A 19,499-nucleotide genomic window follows, 5' to 3' on the forward strand; every position below is an offset into this window, starting at 1 on the left:
ACGGCCCGCTCGTACCGCGAACGAACTGGAGACATGCACACCATGACAGCGTCCCACCAGCGCCACCGCCGTCTCGTGGCGATACCGGCCGGCATGGCCCTGGCCACCGCTCTGGCGTTCCTGCCGAACGTCACCGCCTCGGCCGCGCCGCAGCAGCCGGTGCCCGTGGCCGCCGACGCGGCCGCGCTCAGCTATGTCGTCAATGTCCCGCCGGGGCACGGCGTCTCGGCGCACGTGAAGCGTGCCATCACCGAGGCCGGCGGCACGGTCGTGACGTCATACGACCAGATCGGCGTGATCGTCGTCCACTCCTCGAACGCCGACTTCGCCAAGACCGTGCGCAAGGTGCCGGGCGTGCAGTCGGCCGGCGCCACGCGTACCGCGCCCCTGCCGGCCCAGTCCACGGGCGACATGGGCGCGCCGAAGGTGCTCACCGCGCAGGAGGTCGCCGCCGCGCAGGCCGCCGCCGGGCAGGACCCGCTGGAGCCGTTGCAGTGGGATCTGCCGGCCATCAAGGCGGACAAGGCGCACGAGAAGACGCTGGGCAGCCGGGACGTCACCGTCGCGGTGATCGACACCGGCGTCGACGACACCCACCCGGACATCGCGCCCAACTTCGACCGGGCCGCGTCCGTCAACTGTGTGTCGGGCAAGCCGGACACCACCGACGGGGCGTGGCGGCCGAGCGCGGCGGAGAGCCCGCACGGCACGCACGTGGCCGGGGAGATCGCCGCCGCGAAGAACGGCGTCGGCATGACCGGGGTCGCGCCGGGCGTGAAGGTCGCCGGCATCAAGGTGGGCAACCCGGACGGCTTCTTCTACACGGAGGCGGTCGTCTGCGGGTTCGTCTGGGCGGCGGAGCACGGCGTCGACGTGACGAACAACAGCTATTACACCGACCCGTGGTACTTCAACTGCGCCGACGACCCGGACCAGAAGGCGCTGGTCGAGGCCGTCACGCGCGCGTCGCGGTACGCGGAGAAGAAGGGCGCGGTGAACATCGCCGCGGCGGGCAACGAGAGCTACGACCTCGCCGCCGACGAGATCACCGACCCGGTCTCGCCGAACGACTCCACCCCGGGCGACCGGGTGATCGACCCGTCGAAGTGCTTCGACATCCCGACCCAGCTGCCGGGCGTGGTGACGGTGGCGGCGACGGGCGCGAAGGGGCTCAAGTCGTCCTTCTCCAACTACGGCCTGGGCGTGATCGACATAGCCGCCCCCGGTGGCGACTCGACCCGCTACCAGACCCCGGCCCCGCCGGCCACCAGCGGCCTGATCCTGGGCACGCTGCCCGGCGGCAAGTGGGGCTACATGGCCGGTACGTCGATGGCGACGCCGCACGTCGCCGGCGTGGCCGCGTTGATCAAGTCCACGCACCCGCACGCCTCGCCGGCCCTGGTCAAGGCCCTGCTGTACGCCGAGGCCGACGCCACACCGTGCACCGACCCCTACGACATCGACGCCGACGGCAAGGTCGACGCCGTGTGCGAGGGCACCAGGAACCGCAACGGCTTCTACGGCTGGGGCATGGCGGACGCGCTGGACGCGGTGACCAAGTAGGCACCCCACCGAGGGGACGATCAAGGTGGTCCGGTCCACATATTGATTCAGTCAATACTGCATAGTTCAGTCATGACTGACATCAAGTCCGCGTGGTCCGCGCTGGGCGGCGATCCCGCCCTCCTCGCGCGGACGTCCACCGTGGTGCGGGAGGGCGCGCTGACGGCGCGCCTTCCCGTGCGGGAGCTGGCACGCGCGTGCGTCGGGGCGTGCGCGCTGGCCGCCGCCGAGCTGGCGGCGCACCGAGCCGGACTCCCGGACGTGCCGGCCGTGCGGGTGGACGACGGCGCCGTGGCCGCCGCCTTCGGCAGCGAGCGGCTGCTGCGCGTCGACGGACGGGCACCGGTCTCGTTCGCGCCGCTGTCCCGGCTGTGGCGCACGGCCGACGGCTGGGTGCGCACCCACGCCAACTACCCGCACCACCGCGCCCGCCTGCTCGCCGCGCTGGGCGGCCTCCCGGAGGACACGGGCGTCGTCCGGGACGTGCTCGCCGGGCGGTCCGCCGCCGACGTCGAGGAGAGCGTGTACGCCGCCGGCGGGCTCGCCGTCGCCCTGCGCACCCCCGAGGAGTGGGCCCGCCATCCCCAGGCCGCCGCCCTCGCCGGGCGCCCCCTCGTCGAGCGGGAACGGCTGGACGACTCCCCCGCGCGCGTGCTCGCACCGCTCACCGGCACGCCCCTGCTGCCCGCCGCCGGGCTGCGCGTACTGGACCTCACCCGGGTCCTCGCCGGACCCGTCGCCACCCGCACCCTCGCCCTGCTCGGCGCGGACGTGCTCCGCGTCGACGCCCCCCGGCTGCCCGAACTGCCCGACCAGCACGCCGACACCGGCCTCGGCAAGCGGTCGGCGCTGCTGGACCTCGCGGCCGACGGCGGGACGTTCGAAGAGCTGCTGGCGGGTGCGGACGTCGTCGTCACCGGCTACCGGCCCGGCTCCCTCGACCGGTTCGGGCTGTCACCGCGGGCGCTCGCCGCACGCCGGTCCGGGATCGTGGTGGCGCAGGTCTCGGCGTGGGGAGCGCGCGGACCATGGGCGGCACGGCGCGGGTTCGACAGCCTGGTGCAGGTCGCGACCGGCATCGCGGTCACCGAGGGGTCGGCCGGGGAACCGGGCACGCTGCCCGCGCAGGCCCTCGACCACGGCACCGGGTACCTCCTCGCGGCAGGGGTGCTGCGGGCGGTGACGGAACAGACGCGGCAGGGCGGCAGCCGGTGCGTGCGGCTGGCGCTGGCGCGCACGGCGGCGTGGCTCACGGACGGCAGCTTTGACGCGCCGGCCGGGTCGCACGCGACGTACGAGGGGCCCGGGGAGTGGCTCGCCGAGGCCGACAGCGCGCTCGGCCGGCTGCGGTACGCGCGGCCCGCCGTGTCGTTCGCCGGCGGCCCCGCCGACTGGGCCCGCCCCTCCGGCCCGTGGGGCGCCGATCCGGCCCGCTGGGCGTGAGCCCGCCCGCTGGGGCGTGAGCCGGGGCGTGAGCCGGTCCGCGGCCGGAAACGTACGGATCGGCGGAATGCCGTACAGCCGGGTGTTTCCATGGACTTGCCCGGTTCCGGGCGGCTGGTGAAGATCTTGAGGTGACCTTGATACGACCGACCCCCGAGGTCGCCGACGCGGGCGGCGCCGGGCAGCGGACCGGCACGGGCCGGACCGTCGCCGTCCTCGTCCTCGTCGTGCTCGGGGCGCTGATACCGCTGCTCGGCCCGCCGGCCGCGCTGCACGGCACCGGGGAGGCCGCCGCCCCCGGTGTCGCGGGCATCGGCCTGCTGCGCACCGTGCTGTTCGCCGCGGCGGCCGTGCCGGCGGGCGAGCTTTTCGCCGGCCGGCTCGCCCGGCGGGTGCCCGGGGCGCCGGTGGAACGGCCGCGCAGCTGGGCACCGTACGCCGCGGCCGCCGGTTTCCTCGCCGCGCTGGCGCTCGCCTCGGTGGTGGCCACCGGCAACCTGGTCCCGCACAGCCTCGGCCAGATCGACGTCGGCGGCCTCTACCGGTCCCGCGACGGCAAGCTGGCCCTGCTGGAGGTCAACGCCTTCCTGGTGGCCGGCCTGTGCGCGCTGTCGGAGCGGCCCGGCCGACAGGTGTGGCCGCTGACCGCGGTGGTCGTCGCCGAGGCGCTGCGCGCGCATCCGACGACCGAGCACACCCCCTTGCTCGGCTCCGCGCTCACGATGGTGCATCTGACCTGCGCGGCCCTGTGGACGGGCGGTCTGCTGTCCGCGCTGCGCACGCTGCGGCGCTGGGGCGGCGGTGCCGCCGGGGCGGCCCTGCTGGGCCTGTACGCGCGCGTGGCCGTCGTCCTGCTCGCCGCGATCACCGCGACCGGGGTGTGCAGTGCGCTGCGCCGCATGCCGCCGGAGACGATCGTGGAACAGCTGACGACGACGGCCTACGGGCGCACCCTGCTCGCCAAGGTGCTGCTCGTGGCCGTCGTCGCCGTGCTCGCCCTGGTGGCGCGCAGGCGGCTGCGCCGGGCCGCCGACCCGCTGAGCGCGTGCGCCCCCGCACGGGCGGAGGTGTTCGCGCTCGGGGCCGTGGTCGCCGTGTCGGGCCTGCTGACGGCGCTGCCGCTGCCGATCCGCTGGTCCTAGCGGCTCACCGAACGCTGCGCCTCACCGGTCGCCCTGGCTGACCGGCCGTCCCGGTTACCGGTCGTCCCGGTTACCGGTCGTCCCGGCTACTGGTCGTTGGTGACGAGCACCTTCAGGGCCGTGCGCTCGTCCATCGCCTTGTAGCCGTCGGGCACGCCCTCGATGCCGACCGTCATGTCGAACACCGGCGAGGGGTCGATACGGCCCGACAGGACGTCGGGCAGCAGCTCGGGGATGTAGGCGCGGACCGGGGCGACACCACCGCGCAGGGCGACGTTCCGGTCGAACATCACACCGAGGTCGAGACCCGTGCCGCTGCCGTGCGGCACGCCGACGAAGCCGATGGCGCCGCCGTCGCGGGTGATGTGGACGGCCGTCTTCATGGACTGCTCGGTGCCGACGGCCTCGACGACGGCGTGCGCACCCTGGCCGCGGGTGAGTTCGCGGACGGCCTCGACGGCCGCGTCCCCGCGTTCGGCGACGACGTCGGTGGCGCCGAAGCGGCGGGCGATGCCGGTGCGCACCTCGTGCCGGCCGAGCGCGATGATCCGCTCGGCGCCGAGCCGCTTGGCCGCGAGCACCGCGCACAGGCCGACCGCGCCGTCCCCGACGACGGCGACCGTGGCGCCGGGACGGGCACCCGCGCCGAGGGCCGCGTGGTGGCCGGTGCCGAGCACGTCGGACAGGGTCAGCAGGGCGGAGAGCAGGTGCTCGTCGGACGCCGCGTCCTTGGGGAGCTGCACCAGGGTGCCGTCGGCGAAGGGCACGCGCACGGCCTCGCCCTGGCCGCCGTCGTAGCCGACCGAGCCCCAGAAGCCGCCGTGCTCGCAGGAGGTGGTCAGGCCCTCGCGGCAGTAGTCGCAGACGCCGTCGGACCACATGAAGGGCGCGACCACCAGGTCGCCGCGCCGGACCGTCGTCACCTCGGAGCCGGTCTCCTCGACGACCCCGAGGAACTCGTGGCCGATGCGCTGGCCCGGCTGACGGGCCGCCTCGCCGCGGTACGCCCACAGGTCGCTGCCGCAGATGCAGGCGCGCAGCACCCGGACCACGGCGTCGGTGGGCAGCTGCACCACGGGCTCGGGCACGTCCTCCACGCGCATGTCGTACGGGGCGTGGATGGTGGTGGCGCGCATGGCGAGGATCTTTCTCGTGCGGTGGCGTGACAGCGCTCAGGGGTGGCGAGCGCACTTCACGGTACGCCAGTGACCTCGGCGGCCGCCCTTCGGAGGGCGCCCGTCCCCCGCACCGGTGCCACCCCGCCGCCCGCACCGGCTCCGTCGGACCCCGCCCCCGCCCCTCCGGACCGGGTCGCAGCCCCGAGCCCCCTCAGACCCCGGCCGCTCCGAGCAGGGCCCCCGCCGCGTAGGTCACGCCCATCGCCAGGGCGCCCCCCGCGACGTTGCGCAGCACGGCCCGGCCCGGGCGCGCCGCCCCGAGGCGGGCGCTGCTCCACCCGGTGAGCACCAGGGCGGCGAGCACGGAGACGACCGTGACCGCGAGCCGCAGGCCGGCGGGCGGGAGCACGATGGCGAGCAGCGGCAGCAGCGCGCCCACGGTGAACGCGAAGAAGCTCGCCCAGGCCGCGTGCCACGGGTTGGTCAGCGCGTCGGGGTCGATGCCGAGCTCCACACGCGCGTGCGCGCGCAGCGCGTCCCGTTCCGTCAGCTGCCCGGCCGCCTCCCGCGCCACCTCGTACGACAGCCCGCGCTCCTCGAGGAGTTGGGCCAGCTCCTCCAGCTCCGCCTCCGGCTGGCCCCTCAACTCCCGTTTCTCCAGGGCGAGCGCGGCCAGCTCGGAGTCGCGCTGGGTGGACACCGACACGTACTCGCCGGCCGCCATCGACATGGATCCGGCGAGCAGCCCGGCCAGGCCGGCCGTCAGCAGGGCCGCACGGTCGTCGGTGGCCCCGGCCACACCGACGACGAGACCGGCGGTCGACACGATGCCGTCGTTGGCGCCCAGCACGGCCGCCCGCAGCCAGTTCAGCCGCTCCCCGAGCGCCCCGCCGTGGGCTTCGTCATGGTTGGAGTCGGTCACACCGGGAGCATGGCACCGGGCGACGAGGGCCGAAGCGCCGACCCGCCGTTGCGTCGCGGGGGCGAACACGCCGGGGCGAGCACCGCGGGCGAGCACCGGGAAGGCGAACACGGCGGAAGCGGCGGCGTTTCGGCGGAAGAGGGGACGTATCGGGCACTCCGGTGGCGCGAATCCGCCTGGCACGGGGCAGACCTGACGGACGGTGCTGTCAGTGGCGGCCCGTATCCTCAGTGACCATGCTCGAAGACCTCGCGACCGCAGTCTCCTCCCCCACCGAGTGGCCGGCCGCGTATCCCCAGGGATACGCGGTCGTTGACGTGGAGACCACCGGCCTGGCCCGGGACGACCGCATCATCTCCGCGGCCGTCTACCGGCTGGACGCGCGCGGCGAGGTCCAGGACCACTGGTACACGCTGGTCAATCCCGAGCGCGACCCGGGGCCGGTGTGGATCCACGGCCTGACGAGCGAGGTCCTCGAAGGGGCGCCGTTGTTCCGGGACGTCGCCGGGGAGTTCGCGGCGCGGCTGTCCGGCCGGGTGCTGGTGGCGCACAACGCGGTCTTCGACTGGCAGATGATCGCGCGGGAGTACGCGCGCGCCGAGAGCGAGGCGCCGGTGCGGCAGCGGCTGTGCACCATCGCGCTGTCCAAGGAGTTGGGGCTGCCGCTGCCCAACCACAAGCTGGAGACGCTGGCCGCCCACTTCGGTGTCGTCCAGCAGCGGGCACACCACGCGCTGGACGACGCGCGCGTGCTGGCGGAGGCGTTCCGGCCGAGCCTCAGGGCCGCGGCGGCGAGCGGGGCGCGGCTGCCGCTGCAGGAGTGCCGGCCGCTGACGGAGTGGCGGGACGGGCCCGCCCCGCTGATCGGACGGCAGCCGGGCGGGTCGTACGGCTACGGCGGCTCGAGCTCGGGCAGTTGGCGCCCGTCCCGCAAAAGGCCCGCTTGCCCCTATCCCAACCCGGGCCGGTACGAAGAGGGCAAAAGGCTCAAGCAGGGAATGCGCATCGCCTTTTCCGGTGACACGTCGACCGATCGCGAGCTGCTGGAGGACCGGGCGGTCGAGGCCGGGCTGCACGTGGCGACCAGCCTCTCCCGGCTGACCAGCCTGCTGGTCACGAACGACCCCGATTCGGGCACGTCCAAGGTGGTCAAGGCCCGGCAGTACGGCACGCCGGTGGTGGACGAGGCGGCGTTCGGCCAGCTGCTGGCGGATGTGGAGCCGGCCGACGGGTGACCCGTACGGACGGGTGATTGCGTCGCGACTCGCCCGGCGCCCGCTCGCCCGCGTCCGGCCGACGGCTCACCCTGTGCCCCATGGCGAGATGCGAAGTTTGCGGCAATGACTACGGAATGACCTTCGAGGTCCACGCCCAGGGCGCGGTGCACGTCTTCGACTGCTTCTCCTGTGCGATCCACCGCATGGCCCCCATCTGCGAACACTGTCGTGTCCAGATCATCGGCCAGGGCGTGGAGGTCGAGGGCCACTGGTTCTGCGGCGCCCACTGCGCCCGCGCGGAAGGGAAGGCGGGCATCGTCGACCGGGTCTGAGCGGGGCCGGAAGCACCTCCGGAGAGCACCTGAGCCAGGGCCGGACCGGCCCGGACCGGCCGCGGAGCACCTCCCGGCGCACCCGGCCCCGACCGGGTCCGGACCGGCCGCGGAGCACGTCCCGGCGTGTCCCCTCGGCACACCCCCTGTGCGAGCACCCCACGGCCCGAGATGTACCGTCGTGGGGTGTACCGCTTCCTGTTGACCCGCCAGTGGGTGATCCTCACCGTCGTCGCGATCGCGCTGATCCCGACGATGATCCGGCTGGGTTTCTGGCAGATGCACCGCTACGAGGAGCGCAGCGCCCGCAACGCGCTGGTGTCCGCCGCCCTCGACTCCAAGCCGGTACCCGTGGAGCGGCTGACCTCCCCGGGCCACACCGTCACCACCGAGCAGCGCTACCGCAACGTGACCGCCACCGGCCGCTTCGCACCGGAGCGCGAGGTCGTCGTGCGGCGGCGGGTCGACGACTCCGGTGAGGTCGGGTTCCACGTCCTCACCCCCTTCGTCCTCACCGACGGCAGGATCGTCCTGGTCAACCGCGGCTGGATCCCCGCCGACGGCCCGACCCAGACCGCCTTCCCCAAGATCCCTCCCCCGCCGGCCGGCCGGCTCACCGTCACCGGGCGGCTGATGCCCGACGAGACGACCGCGGCCAGCGGCATCAAGGAGGTCAAGGGACTGCCCGACCGGCAGATCATGCTGATCAACAGCGAGCAGCAGGCACGGCGGCTGGGTGCGCCGGTGGTCGGCGGCTACCTCGCGCTGAGCGCGCCGCATCCCAAGGGCGGCAGCCCCGAGCTGATCGGCGGCACGCCCGGCATGGAGGACTCCGCGCTGAACTACGCCTACGCCATCCAGTGGTGGCTGTTCGCCGCGTGCGTCCCCGTCGGCTGGGCGGTCATGGCCCGCCGCGAGATCCGGGACCGGACCCAGCAGGCAGCGCGGGAGACGGCCGAGGAGAGCACTCCCGCGACGGTGTGAGCGGCCGGGTCTCACTCCCCCGGCGCACCCGCTGATTGCCGTGATCCCCGCGCGGGAACCCGGAACTGCGTGCACCCCCGCATCGAGGACTACGCCCTGATCGGCGACGAGCAGACCGCGGCCCTGGTGGGCCGTGACGGCTCCGTGGACTGGCTCTGCCTGCCCCGCTTCGACTCCGGCGCGTGCTTCGCCCGGCTCCTCGGCGACGAGGACAACGGCCACTGGCGCCTCGCTCCGCAGGGCGTCGACGGCCCCTGCACCCGCCGCGCCTACCGCCGCGACACCCTCGTCCTCGACACCGAGTGGGACACCCCCGACGGCCGTGTGCGGGTCACGGACCTGATGCCGCAGCGCGACCGCGCGCCCGACCTGGTCCGCATCGTGAAGGGCCTGGAGGGCCGGGTCACCATGCGCAGCACCCTGCGGATCCGCTTCGACTACGGCTCGGTCGTCCCGTGGATGCGCCGCTCCCGTGACCACCGGGTCGCCGTCGCCGGACCGGACTCGGTGTGGCTGCGCAGCGAGCCCTCGGTGCGGACCTGGGGCGAGGACTTCGGCACCCACTCGGAGTTCACCGTGGGCCGGGGCGAATCGGTCGCGTTCGTGCTGACCTGGCACCCCTCGCACGAGCCGCGCCCCCGGCAGATCGACCCGTACAAGGCGCTGCGCAGCAGCGTGCGGGACTGGCGGAGCTGGGTCGCCCGGTGCCGCTACGACGGGCCGCACCGCGACGCGGTGGTCCGCTCGCTGATCACCCTCAAGGCCCTCACCTACGCCCCCACCGGCGGCATCGTCGCCGCGCCGACGACATCGCTGCCGGAGCAGATCGGCGGTGTGCGCAACTGGGACTACCGCTACAGCTGGCTGCGCGACTCCACCCTCACCCTGGGCGCGCTGCTGACGGCCGGTTACCGGCACGAGGCGGAGGAGTGGCGCAACTGGCTGCTGCGCGCGGTCGCGGGCGACCCGGCCGACCTGCAGATCATGTACGGGCTGGCGGGCGAACGGCGGCTGCCGGAGGTGGAGCTGCCCTGGCTGTCCGGCTTCGCCGGCTCCGCCCCCGTACGCATCGGCAACGACGCGGTCAGGCAGCTCCAGCTCGACGTGTACGGCGAGGTGATGGACTCCCTCTGGCTGGCCCGCCGCGCCGGGCTGTCCACCAGGCCGCACATGTGGGCGATCCAGCGCTCCCTGCTGGACTGGCTGCGCGACCAGTGGCGCCGCCCCGACGAGGGGCTCTGGGAGGTGCGCGGCGGCCGCAAGCAGTTCGTGCACTCCAAGGTGATGGTGTGGGTCGCCGCCGACCGGGCGGTGCGCACGCTGGAGACGCACCCCGAGCTCGACGGAGACCTCGACGGCTGGCGGGCGATGCGCGACGAGGTGCACCGCGAGGTGTGCGAGAAGGGCTTCGACAAGCAGCGCAACACCTTCACCCAGTACTACGGCTCCAGGGAACTGGACGCCGCGCTGCTGCTCATCCCGCGCGTGGGCTTCCTGCCGCCGGACGATCCGCGGATGCTCGGCACGATCGACGCGATCCGCGAGGAGCTCGGCCACCACGGCTTCGTGCGCCGCTACTCCACCGACGGGACCACGGTGGACGGGCTGCCCGGCGACGAGGGCACGTTCCTGGCGTGCTCGTTCTGGCTGGCGGACGCCCTGCACGCGAGCGGCCGCACGAAGGAGGCGCGGGAGCTGTTCGAACGCCTGGTGGGCGTGGCGAACGACGTGGGGCTGCTGTCCGAGGAGTACGACCCGGCCGGCCGCCGCCAGCTGGGCAACTTCCCGCAGGCGTTCAGCCACATCGGCCTGGTCAACACCGCCCTCGCCCTCTTCGGCGGGCAGGAGGCAGGATAGGGGCCATGGATCTTGGACTGAAGGACCGGGTGTACGTCGTCACCGGGGCCACGCGCGGGCTGGGCAACGCCACCGCGCGGGAGCTGGTCGCCGACGGCGCGAAGGTCGTCATCAGCGGACGGGACGAGAAGCGGGTGGCGGACGCGGCCGCCGAACTGGGCGCGAACGCGGTCGGGGTGGCCGTGGACAACGCCGAGGCCGACGCGCCCGAGCGGCTCGTCGCCGCCGCCCGTGAGCACTTCGGCGGCTTCCACGGCATCGTCGTCAGCGTCGGCGGTCCGCCGCCCGGCTTCGTCGCGGACAACACCGACGAGCAGTGGCGGGCGGCGTTCGACTCGGTGTTCCTCGGCGCGGTACGGCTGGCGCGGACCGCGGCGGCCGAACTGGAGCCGGGCGGAGTGATCGGCTTCGTGCTGTCCGGGTCGGTGCACGAGCCGATCCCGGGCCTGACCATCTCCAACGGGCTGCGGCCGGGGCTCGCCGGGTTCGCCAAGTCCCTCGCGGACGAGCTGGGTCCGCGCGGCATCCGGGTCGTGGGGCTGCTGCCGGGCCGTATCGACACCGACCGGGTGCGCGAGCTGGACGCCCTGTCGGCCGACCCGGAGGCGACGCGGGCGGCGAGCGAGTCGCGCATCCCGCTGCGCCGCTACGGCGCCCCCGAGGAGTTCGGCCGCACGGCGGCGTTCCTGGTCTCCCCGGCGGCCTCCTACGTCACGGGCGTGATGCTGCCCGTGGACGGCGGCACTCGGCACGGGTTCTGAGCCGACGGGCCCGCCGGCTCAGCTGACCCGCTCCGCCCCGTGTCTGACGCCCCGTAGCCGCACTTCCGCGGGCAGCGAGGACAGACCTGTCGCGTCGCGGGCGTGGGCGAGGGTCCGGGCGGTGAGGTGGTGCAGGGCCGTCTCCGGGTTCACCTGCGGTTCGAGGTGGACCCGGATGCGGGCCGAGGGCGACGTGCGGTGGCCCGTGAGGTGCGCCTGCGCGCGGCCGACGCCGTCCAGCGTGCCCGCCTCCCCGGTGAGGACCCGCTCCAGGGCCCGGCCGCGCAGCCGCGCGCCCTCTCCGTCACCGGTGTCGACGAGGACCTCGGCGAGCCGGCGGCGCCGCAGCACCGCGGTCAGCCACCACAGGGCCAGCAGGAGCAGGACGGCGAGCGCGGCGATGATCGCCGGCCACCACCAGTCGGCACCCCGCCAGTGGGTGCGCTCGGCGTCGCTCAGCAGTACGTCGTGCCGGTCGGCGTGGATCCACCAGGAAGGCGCCGGCGCGCCCAGGCCCACGGCGAGGACCGCACCGCCCAGCGCCACGAGCACGAGCCCGGCCAGCGCGAGCAGCACCCGGTTGACGGTGGTGAGCATCGAGGTCACCCCTTGCGTCCGGGCCGCCGGACGCGCACGGCGAGGCGGGGCGGCCGGGCGAGGCCCAGTCCGCGCACCGCGTCGCCCAGCACCTCGTCCAGGTCGGCGTGTACGTCGTCGAGTTCACGGAAGTGCGCCATCGCGCGGACGTCCGCTTTCCTGCGGTGCACCCGGACCCGCGCCGACTGCACACCGGCCACCTCGATCGCCCGGTCGCGCAGCACGAGCGCGGCCGCGTCCCGGGTCAGCGCGGCCCGCACGTCGGGGTGCGTACGGCGCATCGGCAGCAGGGCCCGCAGTCCGGGGGTGAGGGCCAGCACGATCAGCCACAGCCCGAGGGCGGCGGCGACGCCCGCGCCGACCCGCACCCAGGTGTCGTCCAGCGGCCGTGTGGCGAGCTGCTGGGCGAGGACCCGGCGCCAGCGCATCGCCGGATGGCCGGCCCGGACGGCGCTGATGTCGTACAACAGCAGTCCGAAGCCGCCGAGGAGCAGCGCGGCGACGATGCCGGCGGGGATGCGGCGGGCCGACCAGAAGCGCCGCGCGGGGAGGTGACCGCCCTTCTCGGGGGCGGGTTCGTCCTTCTCCGGCACGGGCAGCCGCTGGGTGACGCCCTCGGGTTCACTCGTGGCGGGTTCACTCATGACGTCCTCCCCTGAAGCCCGTCGTGCGCCGGCGTGAGGTGCAGCCGTTCGACGTGGACGGCGACCTCCGGAACGTCCATGCCGACCAGGTCGTGCACCCGCTCGGCGACATGACGCCGCACCGCGCGGCACCGGGCGCCGATGTCGGTGGGGTAGTCGAGTTCGACGTGGAGGCGCAGTTGTGCGGTGTTGCGGTGCACGACCACCGTGGCGTGCGGGGTCGCGGCGTCCTCGGGCAGCGTGCCGATCGCCTCGCGCGCCGCCTGTGCGGCGACCTTGGCCACCACCCGGTCGGCGATCCGTGTCGCGCCGCGCTCGCCGGGCGGCACGGCGGCGCGCGGGCTGCGGAGCGCGGTGGCCCCACTGGTCACGGGCGTCACCGCCGCCGGTCGCTACGGCCACGGAAGAAGTCGCCGATCTCGACGTCTCCCTCCAGCAGCCTGCCGACCACGAACCCCACTGCGCCCAGTGCCGCCACCAGCACGAAGGCGCCGAAACCGCCGAAGTATCCGGCGAAGCCCAGTGCCAGTCCGGCGATCATGCCGGCCACGGCCATGCTCATGCTGTGCTCCTCAGCTCGTCAGCCTGCTCGACGGCCCGCGCGGGTGCCGTCACTGGATACGGGGCTGCTCCTGCTCCTCTTCCTCCTCCTCGGGAAGCTTCACGTCGCTGACGGCGATGTTGACCTCGACGACCTCCAGGCCCGTCATCCGCTCGACGGCCGCGACGACGTTCTCCCGGACCCCGCGCGAGAGTTCGCCGATCGACACGCCGTACTCGACCACGATCTCCAGGTCGAGTGCGGTCTGCACCTCGCCGACCTCGGCCTTCACCCCCCGGGTCACCGACTTGGCGCCGCCCGGTACGCGGTCGCGCACGGCGCCGATGGTGCGGGACAGACCGCTGCCCATCGCGTACACGCCCGGCACGTCGCGGGCGGCGAGACCCGCGATCTTCTCGACCACGCCGTCCGCGATCGTCGTCCTGCCGCGGCTGCCGGGATCACCGCCACCGCGACGGGTGGCCTGCGGCTCCTTGTGGATCTCAGAGGTACTTGCCCGGCTTCCGGTCGTCATGTCGCTCATCGCCATGTCCTTCCGCATTGTCGTACTTCGACCACCGTAAGTGCGGTGACGCGATCGCGCGCCCGTGATACGGCAGGCTGGAGGAATGACAGCGGAGCACTGGACGCGGGACGTACGGCGGCGGCTGGGCCTCGGCAGGCTGCTGCCGCTCGGCGAGGCGGGTGACGGGGCGTGGCTGGCGGAGTCCGCGGCGCGGGCGTTTCTGGCGGGGGCCGTGGTGAGCCTGCCGGACGTCCTGCTGGGCGCGGTGCGCGTCGGGCTCGCCGATCCGGCGGACGTGGCCGAGCCGGTGGTACCCCCGCCGCCGAGTGCGCTGCCGCCGGGGCCCTTGCGGGTGACGGCCGAGTTCTCGGCGACGGCGGCGGAGCCCCTGCCGGTGACCGCGCAGCGGCTGCGGACGGCGCTGGCGACGGCCGCGCGGGAGGGGCTCGGGCTGGCCGTCGCGGAGGTGGACCTGCGGGTGATCGCCCTGCTGGACGAGACCATGGAGCCCGCGCGGGACACGGGACCGGCGCCCGTGGACACCGCCGGCGGCTACGGAGTCCGTGCGGGCGGCGACACGGGCGGTGCCGACGAGGCACTGGCCGCCACGGCGGCGCTCGCGGTGCCGGGCGTGGCGGGGCTCACCGGTTCGCTGGGCGGACTGGGCCGTCCGGTGCATCTGGAGGAACGTACCCAGGACGGCGTGGCGTTGCCGCACCGTCACGCGCGCGTGGAGATCACCGTGCGCGCCGGACATCGGCCCGTGGACGTGGCACGGGCCGTCCGCGCGGCGGTGTCCCAGGCACTGCCGGACCGTCCGACGGTGGCGGTACTGGTCACGGCGATCTCCTGAGACACCCCGGCGGCGGCGCCGGTTCAGCCGACCGGGGTGGTACCCCGTACGGGTTCTGCCCTCACTCGCCCATGCCGGCCAGGTCGCGCAGGCGGCGTGCCTGGGCCTGGCGTTCGGCGGCGCGCTGTTCGTCGTAGGTGCGGTCGACGGCGCCGCGCAGCAGGGCCTTGGTCTCGATGACGGCGTCACGGGGCGCGGCGAGCAGGGCGGCGGCCAGGTCCTTGACCGCGCCTTCGAGCTGGTCGGCGGGCACGGCGAGGTTGGCCAGGCCGGAGGCCACCGCTTCCTCGGCCAGGACGAAGCGCCCGGTCGCGCAGATCTCCAGCGCCCGGGCGTAGCCGACCAGTCCGACGAGCGGATGCGTGCCCGTCAGGTCGGGGACCAGTCCGAGGCTGGTCTCGCGCATGGCGAACTGCACGTCGTCCGCGACGACCCGCAGGTCGCAGGCGAGTGCGAGCTGGAAGCCCGCCCCGATGGCGTGGCCCTGCACGGCGGCGATCGACACGACGTCGTTGCGCCGCCACCAGGTGAACGCCTCCTGGAACGCGGCGATGGACGCGTCCAGGTCCGCGTCGCTGCTGCGGGCCAGGTCGATGAATGACGGCTCGCCCTCGATCCCCTCGGGCGTGAACATCTGCCGGTCGAGCCCCGCGGAGAAGGACTGCCCCTCACCGCGCAGCACGACCACCCGGACCGCGCCCGGCAGCCGCCGGCCGGCCTGGGCGAGCGTCCGCCACATGGCGGGGCTCTGCGCATTGCGCTTGGCCGGATTGGTCAGCGTCACCGTGGCGATCGCGCCGTCGACGGTGAGCCGTACGCCGTCCTGGTCGAGCAGGGGAACGAGTTCCGGGCCGGGCGTGGCCATGGGGCGCCTCCGATGCGTGCGGTCACTGGGGATGCCCAGGTGGGCATCCGTCGGCCGGATGCCCGTGCGGGCCATCCGTAAGTGACTGCACAGTAACCACCCGCCCGGCCGGTCGGCCGACCGGGTGGCCACCATCGGAGTCCTGGGGCCGCCCGGGGCTCAGGCCGTCTGGGCCTTCTTGCCCCGGGTAGCCCCGCCGCGTCCGCGGAGCGTGACGCCCGACTCGCTGAGCATGCGGTGCACAAAGCCATACGAGCGGCCGGTCTCCTCGGCCAACGCCCGGATGCTCGCACCGGCGTCGTACTTCTTCTTCAGGTCTGCCGCGAGCTTGTCGCGCGCGGCGCCGGTCACCCGGCTGCCCTTCTTCAGAGTCTCGGCCACCCGTGCCTCCTCATGGGAAGTGCGCTCTGGTCTCCTCATGATCACCCCTCCGGCGCGGGTTGGCCACCCATTCGGCAAGGTCCGTGCGACACCGTTGTGACGACAGGAGCGCGTCCACACGATCGGAAGCCCTCATTCCGCGCCTGGCTGTTCGCAGGATCGAACCGGCCCGTCGGCGAATGCGCAGGTCAGAGATGGCGAACGGCCGGCCCTCCGCACAGGGAGGGACCGGCCGCCAGATACGTGTATGACACACCTCGATACGAGGAGATCTCACACAGATGATGGATCACGGCTCGGCCGAATGATCCATACCGCTGGATCATCCATTCGATCAAGCCAGGGCGACGAGATCCGCGTAGTCCGCGCCCCACAGGTCCTCGACACCGTCCGGGAGCAGGATGATCCGCTCCGGCTGCAGCGCCTCCACGGCTCCCTCGTCGTGGGTGACCAGGACGACGGCACCCTTGTAGGTGCGCAGCGCCCCGAGGATCTCCTCGCGGCTGGCCGGGTCGAGGTTGTTGGTCGGCTCGTCCAGCAGGAGGACGTTCGCCGAGGAGACCACCAGGGTGGCCAGGGCCAGACGGGTCTTCTCACCGCCGGAGAGCACACCGGCCGGCTTGTCGACGTCGTCGCCGGAGAACAGGAACGAGCCGAGCACCTTGCGGACCTCGACGAGGTCCATGTCGGGGGCGGCGGAGCGCATGTTCTCCAGGACCGTGCGGTCCGGGTCGAGCGTCTCGTGCTCCTGCGCGTAGTAGCCGAGCTTGAGGCCGTGGCCGGGGACGACCTTGCCGGTGTCGGGCTGCTCCACGCCGCCCAGCAGACGCAGCAGGGTGGTCTTGCCGGCACCGTTGAGCCCGAGGATGACGACCCGGGAGCCCTTGTCGATGGCGAGGTCGACGTCGGTGAAGATCTCCAGGGAGCCGTACGACTTCGACAGGCCCTCGGCCATCAGCGGGGTCTTGCCGCAGGGCGCCGGCTCCGGGAAACGGAGCTTGGCGACCTTGTCGGACTGGCGGACCGCCTCCAGCCCGGAGAGCAGCTTGTCGGCGCGGCGGGCCATGTTCTGCGCGGCGACCGTCTTGGTGGCCTTGGCGCGCATCTTGTCGGCCTGGGAATGCAGGGCGGCGGCCTTCTTCTCGGCGTTGGCCCGCTCGCGCTTGCGGCGCTTCTCGTCGGCCTCGCGCTGCTGCTGGTAGAGCTTCCAGCCCATGTTGTAGACGTCGATGGTGGAGCGGTTGGCGTCCAGGTAGAACACCTTGTTCACGACCGTCTCGACCAGTTCCACGTCGTGGCTGATGACGATGAAGCCGCCGCGGTAGGTCTTCAGGTAGTCCCGGAGCCAGATGATCGAGTCCGCGTCGAGGTGGTTCGTGGGCTCGTCCAGGAGCAGCGTGTCCGCGTCCGAGAACAGGATCCGGGCCAGCTCGATACGGCGGCGCTGACCGCCGGAGAGGGTGTGCAGCGGCTGGCCGAGCACCCGGTCGGGCAGGTTCAGCGCGGCGGCGATGGTGGCGGCCTCGGCCTCGGCGGCGTAACCGCCCTTGGTGAGGAACTCCGTCTCCTGCCGCTCGTACTGCTTGAGGGCCTTCTCGCGGGTGGCGCCCTGTCCGTTGGCGATCCGCTGTTCGTTGTCGCGCATCTTGCGGATCAGTACGTCGAGGCCGCGCGCGGACAGGATGCGGTCGCGGGCGAGGACGTCGAGGTCGCCGGTGCGCGGGTCCTGCGGGAGGTAGCCGACCTCACCGGAGCGGGCGACGGTGCCGGAGGCGGGCATGCCCTCGCCGGCGAGGACCTTGGTGAGCGTGGTCTTGCCGGCGCCGTTGCGGCCGACGAGCCCGATGCGGTCGCCCTTCGTGACGCGGAAGGTGGCGTTCTCGAGGAGGATGCGGGCACCGGCGCGCAGCTCGATACCGGAGGCGGAGATCACGGGGTCAGACTCCTGGGCGATGGGGATTGACGGTGGAAGGCTGGTGGACGGTCCCGCCGTCTAATGCGCGAGGAGAATGGCCATGGGGACCAGTCTAACGGCCCCATGCAACTGGTTTTCCGGCCCGCGCAGGGGCCGGGACGCGCCCGCGGTGGGGGCGGGGCCGTGGTGGGACGACCCGTGGTGGGGGCGTACGTCCGCTGCGGTTCGTGCGCCCCCGGTGCGGTCAGCTGCCCCCGGTGTGCACCTGGAACGCCGCGCGGCGCACGGCCTTGGCCAGGGCCGGGTCCGGGTGGGCGGCGGCCAGGGCGACCAGGACCTGCACGGTGCGCGGGTGGCCGACGGCGCGGACCTCGTCGAGCAGGGACGGCACGGTCGGCTGCAGGGCCGACTCCAGGTGCCGGACCAGCATCGGGGCCTCGCCGTGGTCGGCGACGGCGGCGGCCGTGTCGACCCACAGCCAGGTGGCCTCCTCGCGGGTGAGCACCTCGTGGGCGTCCTCGGGGTCGACACCGTCGTGCTCGGCCAGCCACAGCAGGGCGTACGGCCGCAGCGTCGGCTCCTCGACCACGGCGCGGACGTCGGGCTCGGCGGGGGCCCCGACGACGCGCAGCGCCTCGAAGGCCAGGCCGCGCAGCAGGGCGTCGTCGCCGCGGGCGGCAGCGAGGAGCTCGCCCACGGCGTTGCCGACGGGACGGGCGGCGAGCCAGGCGCGGTACTCGGCGCGGGCGGCGTTCGGCCGCAGCTGGGCGCAGCCGCGCAGCATGTCCTCGGCCGCCTGCTCGATGTTGCCCGCGGGGCTCTGCGCGGCGACGCAGATCTGCTCCAGCTTGACCCAGACCGCCCAGCTGCCGAGCGGGGTGAGCGTGGCCTGCCCGTCGCCGTAGGTGAGGGCGCCGACCGCGGCGAGGGCGCGCAGCGCCCAGTCGAGCAGCGGTGCGAGCTCGGCCTCGGCGACCGGTACGGCGGCCTCGGCGGCGGACACGGCGGCACCCGCGGCCGCGGTGGACCCGGAGACGCGGGGCACCTCCGGCGCGCCCGAGGCGGGGGCGTAGGGGACCTCGCAGCGCTCGGTGCGCAGTTCGGTGACCCGCTGGCGGAGCAGGTCGAGGAGCTGTTCCACGGGGACGGGACCGGCGGAGAGCTGGAGGAAGGAGAGGACCTGGGGCATGGCCGAGACGACCTCGGCGACGGCCGCGGGCTCGAGGTCCCCGGGTTCGGGGTGGGCGAGCGACCAGGCGTCGAACAGGGCGACCCAGCCCCGCAGGACGGCGCTGTCGTCGCGGTCCCAGGCGCGCAGCCGCCAGCCGGGGCGGGCGCTGTCGCCGTGGACCTCGACGAGGCCGGCGAGGCGGGCGATGTCCCAGTCCGCCCGGACCTGGTCCACGGTCAGGCCCAGTTCACGTGCGGCGCGTTCCGCGGTGGTGTCGGAGAGGGTGGCCTTGCCGTCGGCGGTGGCACCGGCCCGGCCGGGGCCGAGGGCGGCGTCGGCCCAGCGGGCGACGCGGGCGGCGGCGGCCAGGCCGGAACGAGCCATTCCGGCCAGCTCCGCGGGCGCCGGGGTGCCCTCGGGCGGGCGGGGCGCCCGACGGCGCGGGCGCCGCTGGTTCACGGCTCTGGGGGCGGCGGCCAGGGGTCGGGGTCGGACGAGTCGAAGCCTGGAGTCGCGCGGGATACGGGACGTCACGGGTGCAGTCTTCCGGTTGACGGTCCGAAAACCCAAACGGACTCGATGCCGGGTATCTCCGGCGGGCGGTGGGCGACGGTCGCGCCGAACACGATGTCGTCGCGGCCCAGTTCCCGGCCGAGGAGCAGCGCCC

20 protein-coding genes are annotated in these 19,499 nt (G+C 74.0%); 9 read left to right on the top strand and 11 right to left on the bottom strand.

Annotation, left to right across the window (positions count from 1 at the left end):
* The first annotated feature begins 42 nt into the window (after nt 1–42).
* The 3 genes from AB0E88_RS31290 to AB0E88_RS31300 all read left to right on the top strand — a co-directional run bounded on the left by AB0E88_RS31290 (nt 43) and on the right by AB0E88_RS31300 (nt 4,148).
* Nucleotides 43–1,563 (top strand): S8 family serine peptidase, encoded by a 1,521-nt coding sequence (locus AB0E88_RS31290; protein ID WP_361637662.1) that lies wholly within the window; start codon nt 43–45, stop codon nt 1,561–1,563.
* Nucleotides 1,564–1,635: 72 nt separating this feature from the next.
* On the top strand, nt 1,636–3,006 hold the full coding sequence (locus AB0E88_RS31295; protein ID WP_361637664.1) for a CoA transferase: 1,371 nt from the start codon (nt 1,636–1,638) through the stop codon (nt 3,004–3,006).
* 131 nt (nt 3,007–3,137) lie between these two features.
* On the top strand, nt 3,138–4,148 hold the full coding sequence (locus AB0E88_RS31300; RefSeq protein ID WP_361637666.1) for a CopD family protein: 1,011 nt from the start codon (nt 3,138–3,140) through the stop codon (nt 4,146–4,148).
* 86 nt (nt 4,149–4,234) lie between these two features.
* Here AB0E88_RS31300 and AB0E88_RS31305 read toward each other — a convergent pair whose 3' ends face one another.
* Nucleotides 4,235–5,284, bottom strand: coding sequence for a zinc-dependent alcohol dehydrogenase family protein (locus tag AB0E88_RS31305; RefSeq protein ID WP_361637668.1), 1,050 nt, complete (start codon nt 5,282–5,284; stop codon nt 4,235–4,237).
* A gap of 193 nt (nt 5,285–5,477) precedes the next feature.
* Complete coding sequence (locus AB0E88_RS31310) at nt 5,478–6,188, bottom strand: VIT family protein (RefSeq protein WP_361637670.1); 711 nt, start codon at nt 6,186–6,188, stop codon at nt 5,478–5,480.
* 236 nt (nt 6,189–6,424) lie between these two features.
* Here AB0E88_RS31310 and AB0E88_RS31315 point away from each other — a divergent pair, with 236 nt between their 5' ends.
* From AB0E88_RS31315 to AB0E88_RS31335, 5 genes are all read left to right on the top strand, one after another.
* Nucleotides 6,425–7,423: a DEDDh family exonuclease gene (locus AB0E88_RS31315; RefSeq protein WP_361637672.1), complete on the top strand. Its 999-nt coding sequence runs from the start codon at nt 6,425–6,427 to the stop codon at nt 7,421–7,423.
* Nucleotides 7,424–7,503: 80 nt separating this feature from the next.
* Nucleotides 7,504–7,737, top strand: a complete 234-nt coding sequence (locus AB0E88_RS31320; RefSeq protein ID WP_361637674.1) for a hypothetical protein — start codon at nt 7,504–7,506, stop codon at nt 7,735–7,737.
* 186 nt (nt 7,738–7,923) lie between these two features.
* Nucleotides 7,924–8,721, top strand: a complete 798-nt coding sequence (locus tag AB0E88_RS31325) for an SURF1 family protein (protein WP_361637676.1) — start codon at nt 7,924–7,926, stop codon at nt 8,719–8,721.
* A gap of 69 nt (nt 8,722–8,790) precedes the next feature.
* Complete coding sequence (locus AB0E88_RS31330; RefSeq protein ID WP_361637678.1) at nt 8,791–10,578, top strand: glycoside hydrolase family 15 protein; 1,788 nt, start codon at nt 8,791–8,793, stop codon at nt 10,576–10,578.
* A gap of 5 nt (nt 10,579–10,583) precedes the next feature.
* Complete coding sequence (locus tag AB0E88_RS31335) at nt 10,584–11,339, top strand: SDR family oxidoreductase (protein ID WP_361637680.1); 756 nt, start codon at nt 10,584–10,586, stop codon at nt 11,337–11,339.
* 18 nt (nt 11,340–11,357) lie between these two features.
* Here AB0E88_RS31335 and amaP read toward each other — a convergent pair whose 3' ends face one another.
* Genes amaP through AB0E88_RS31360 form a run of 5 tightly spaced genes read right to left on the bottom strand, consistent with a single transcriptional unit; the run spans nt 11,358 to nt 13,665 of the window.
* Nucleotides 11,358–11,945, bottom strand: a complete 588-nt coding sequence (gene amaP / locus AB0E88_RS31340) for an alkaline shock response membrane anchor protein AmaP (protein WP_361637682.1) — start codon at nt 11,943–11,945, stop codon at nt 11,358–11,360.
* Nucleotides 11,942–12,580: a DUF6286 domain-containing protein gene (locus AB0E88_RS31345; protein WP_361637684.1), complete on the bottom strand. Its 639-nt coding sequence runs from the start codon at nt 12,578–12,580 to the stop codon at nt 11,942–11,944. Before AB0E88_RS31345 ends, amaP begins: the two co-directional genes overlap by 4 nt.
* Nucleotides 12,577–12,951 carry an Asp23/Gls24 family envelope stress response protein gene (locus tag AB0E88_RS31350; RefSeq protein WP_361637686.1) on the bottom strand — a complete coding sequence of 125 codons (375 nt, stop codon included), beginning with the start codon at nt 12,949–12,951 and terminating at the stop codon, nt 12,577–12,579. Before AB0E88_RS31350 ends, AB0E88_RS31345 begins: the two co-directional genes overlap by 4 nt.
* Nucleotides 12,952–12,956: 5 nt before the next feature.
* Entirely contained in the window at nt 12,957–13,142 is a 186-nt protein-coding gene (locus AB0E88_RS31355; RefSeq protein ID WP_361637688.1) for a hypothetical protein, read from the bottom strand.
* 49 nt (nt 13,143–13,191) lie between these two features.
* Nucleotides 13,192–13,665 (bottom strand): Asp23/Gls24 family envelope stress response protein, encoded by a 474-nt coding sequence (locus AB0E88_RS31360; RefSeq protein ID WP_361637689.1) that lies wholly within the window; start codon nt 13,663–13,665, stop codon nt 13,192–13,194.
* Between the two features lie 85 nt (nt 13,666–13,750).
* On the opposite strand from AB0E88_RS31360, the gene AB0E88_RS31365 reads away from it, so the two are divergent.
* The gene (locus AB0E88_RS31365; RefSeq protein WP_361637691.1) at nt 13,751–14,500 is read left to right on the top strand and encodes a nucleopolyhedrovirus P10 family protein; all 750 of its coding nucleotides are present in this window, start codon (nt 13,751–13,753) and stop codon (nt 14,498–14,500) included.
* Nucleotides 14,501–14,561: 61 nt separating this feature from the next.
* Here AB0E88_RS31365 and AB0E88_RS31370 read toward each other — a convergent pair whose 3' ends face one another.
* The 4 genes from AB0E88_RS31370 to AB0E88_RS31385 all read right to left on the bottom strand — a co-directional run bounded on the left by AB0E88_RS31370 (nt 14,562) and on the right by AB0E88_RS31385 (nt 19,216).
* Nucleotides 14,562–15,365, bottom strand: a complete 804-nt coding sequence (locus AB0E88_RS31370) for an enoyl-CoA hydratase/isomerase family protein (protein ID WP_361637693.1) — start codon at nt 15,363–15,365, stop codon at nt 14,562–14,564.
* 159 nt (nt 15,366–15,524) lie between these two features.
* Nucleotides 15,525–15,746: a helix-turn-helix domain-containing protein gene (locus tag AB0E88_RS31375; protein ID WP_190220789.1), complete on the bottom strand. Its 222-nt coding sequence runs from the start codon at nt 15,744–15,746 to the stop codon at nt 15,525–15,527.
* A gap of 334 nt (nt 15,747–16,080) precedes the next feature.
* A complete protein-coding gene (locus AB0E88_RS31380) occupies nt 16,081–17,679 on the bottom strand; it encodes an ABC-F family ATP-binding cassette domain-containing protein (RefSeq protein ID WP_361637695.1) in 1,599 nt (532 codons plus the stop codon).
* 226 nt (nt 17,680–17,905) lie between these two features.
* Nucleotides 17,906–19,216: a hypothetical protein gene (locus tag AB0E88_RS31385; protein ID WP_361637697.1), complete on the bottom strand. Its 1,311-nt coding sequence runs from the start codon at nt 19,214–19,216 to the stop codon at nt 17,906–17,908.
* Between the last annotated feature and the right edge of the window lie 283 nt (nt 19,217–19,499).

This window comes from Streptomyces sp. NPDC028635, assembly GCF_040637635.1.
Lineage (GTDB): Bacteria > Actinomycetota > Actinomycetes > Streptomycetales > Streptomycetaceae > Streptomyces.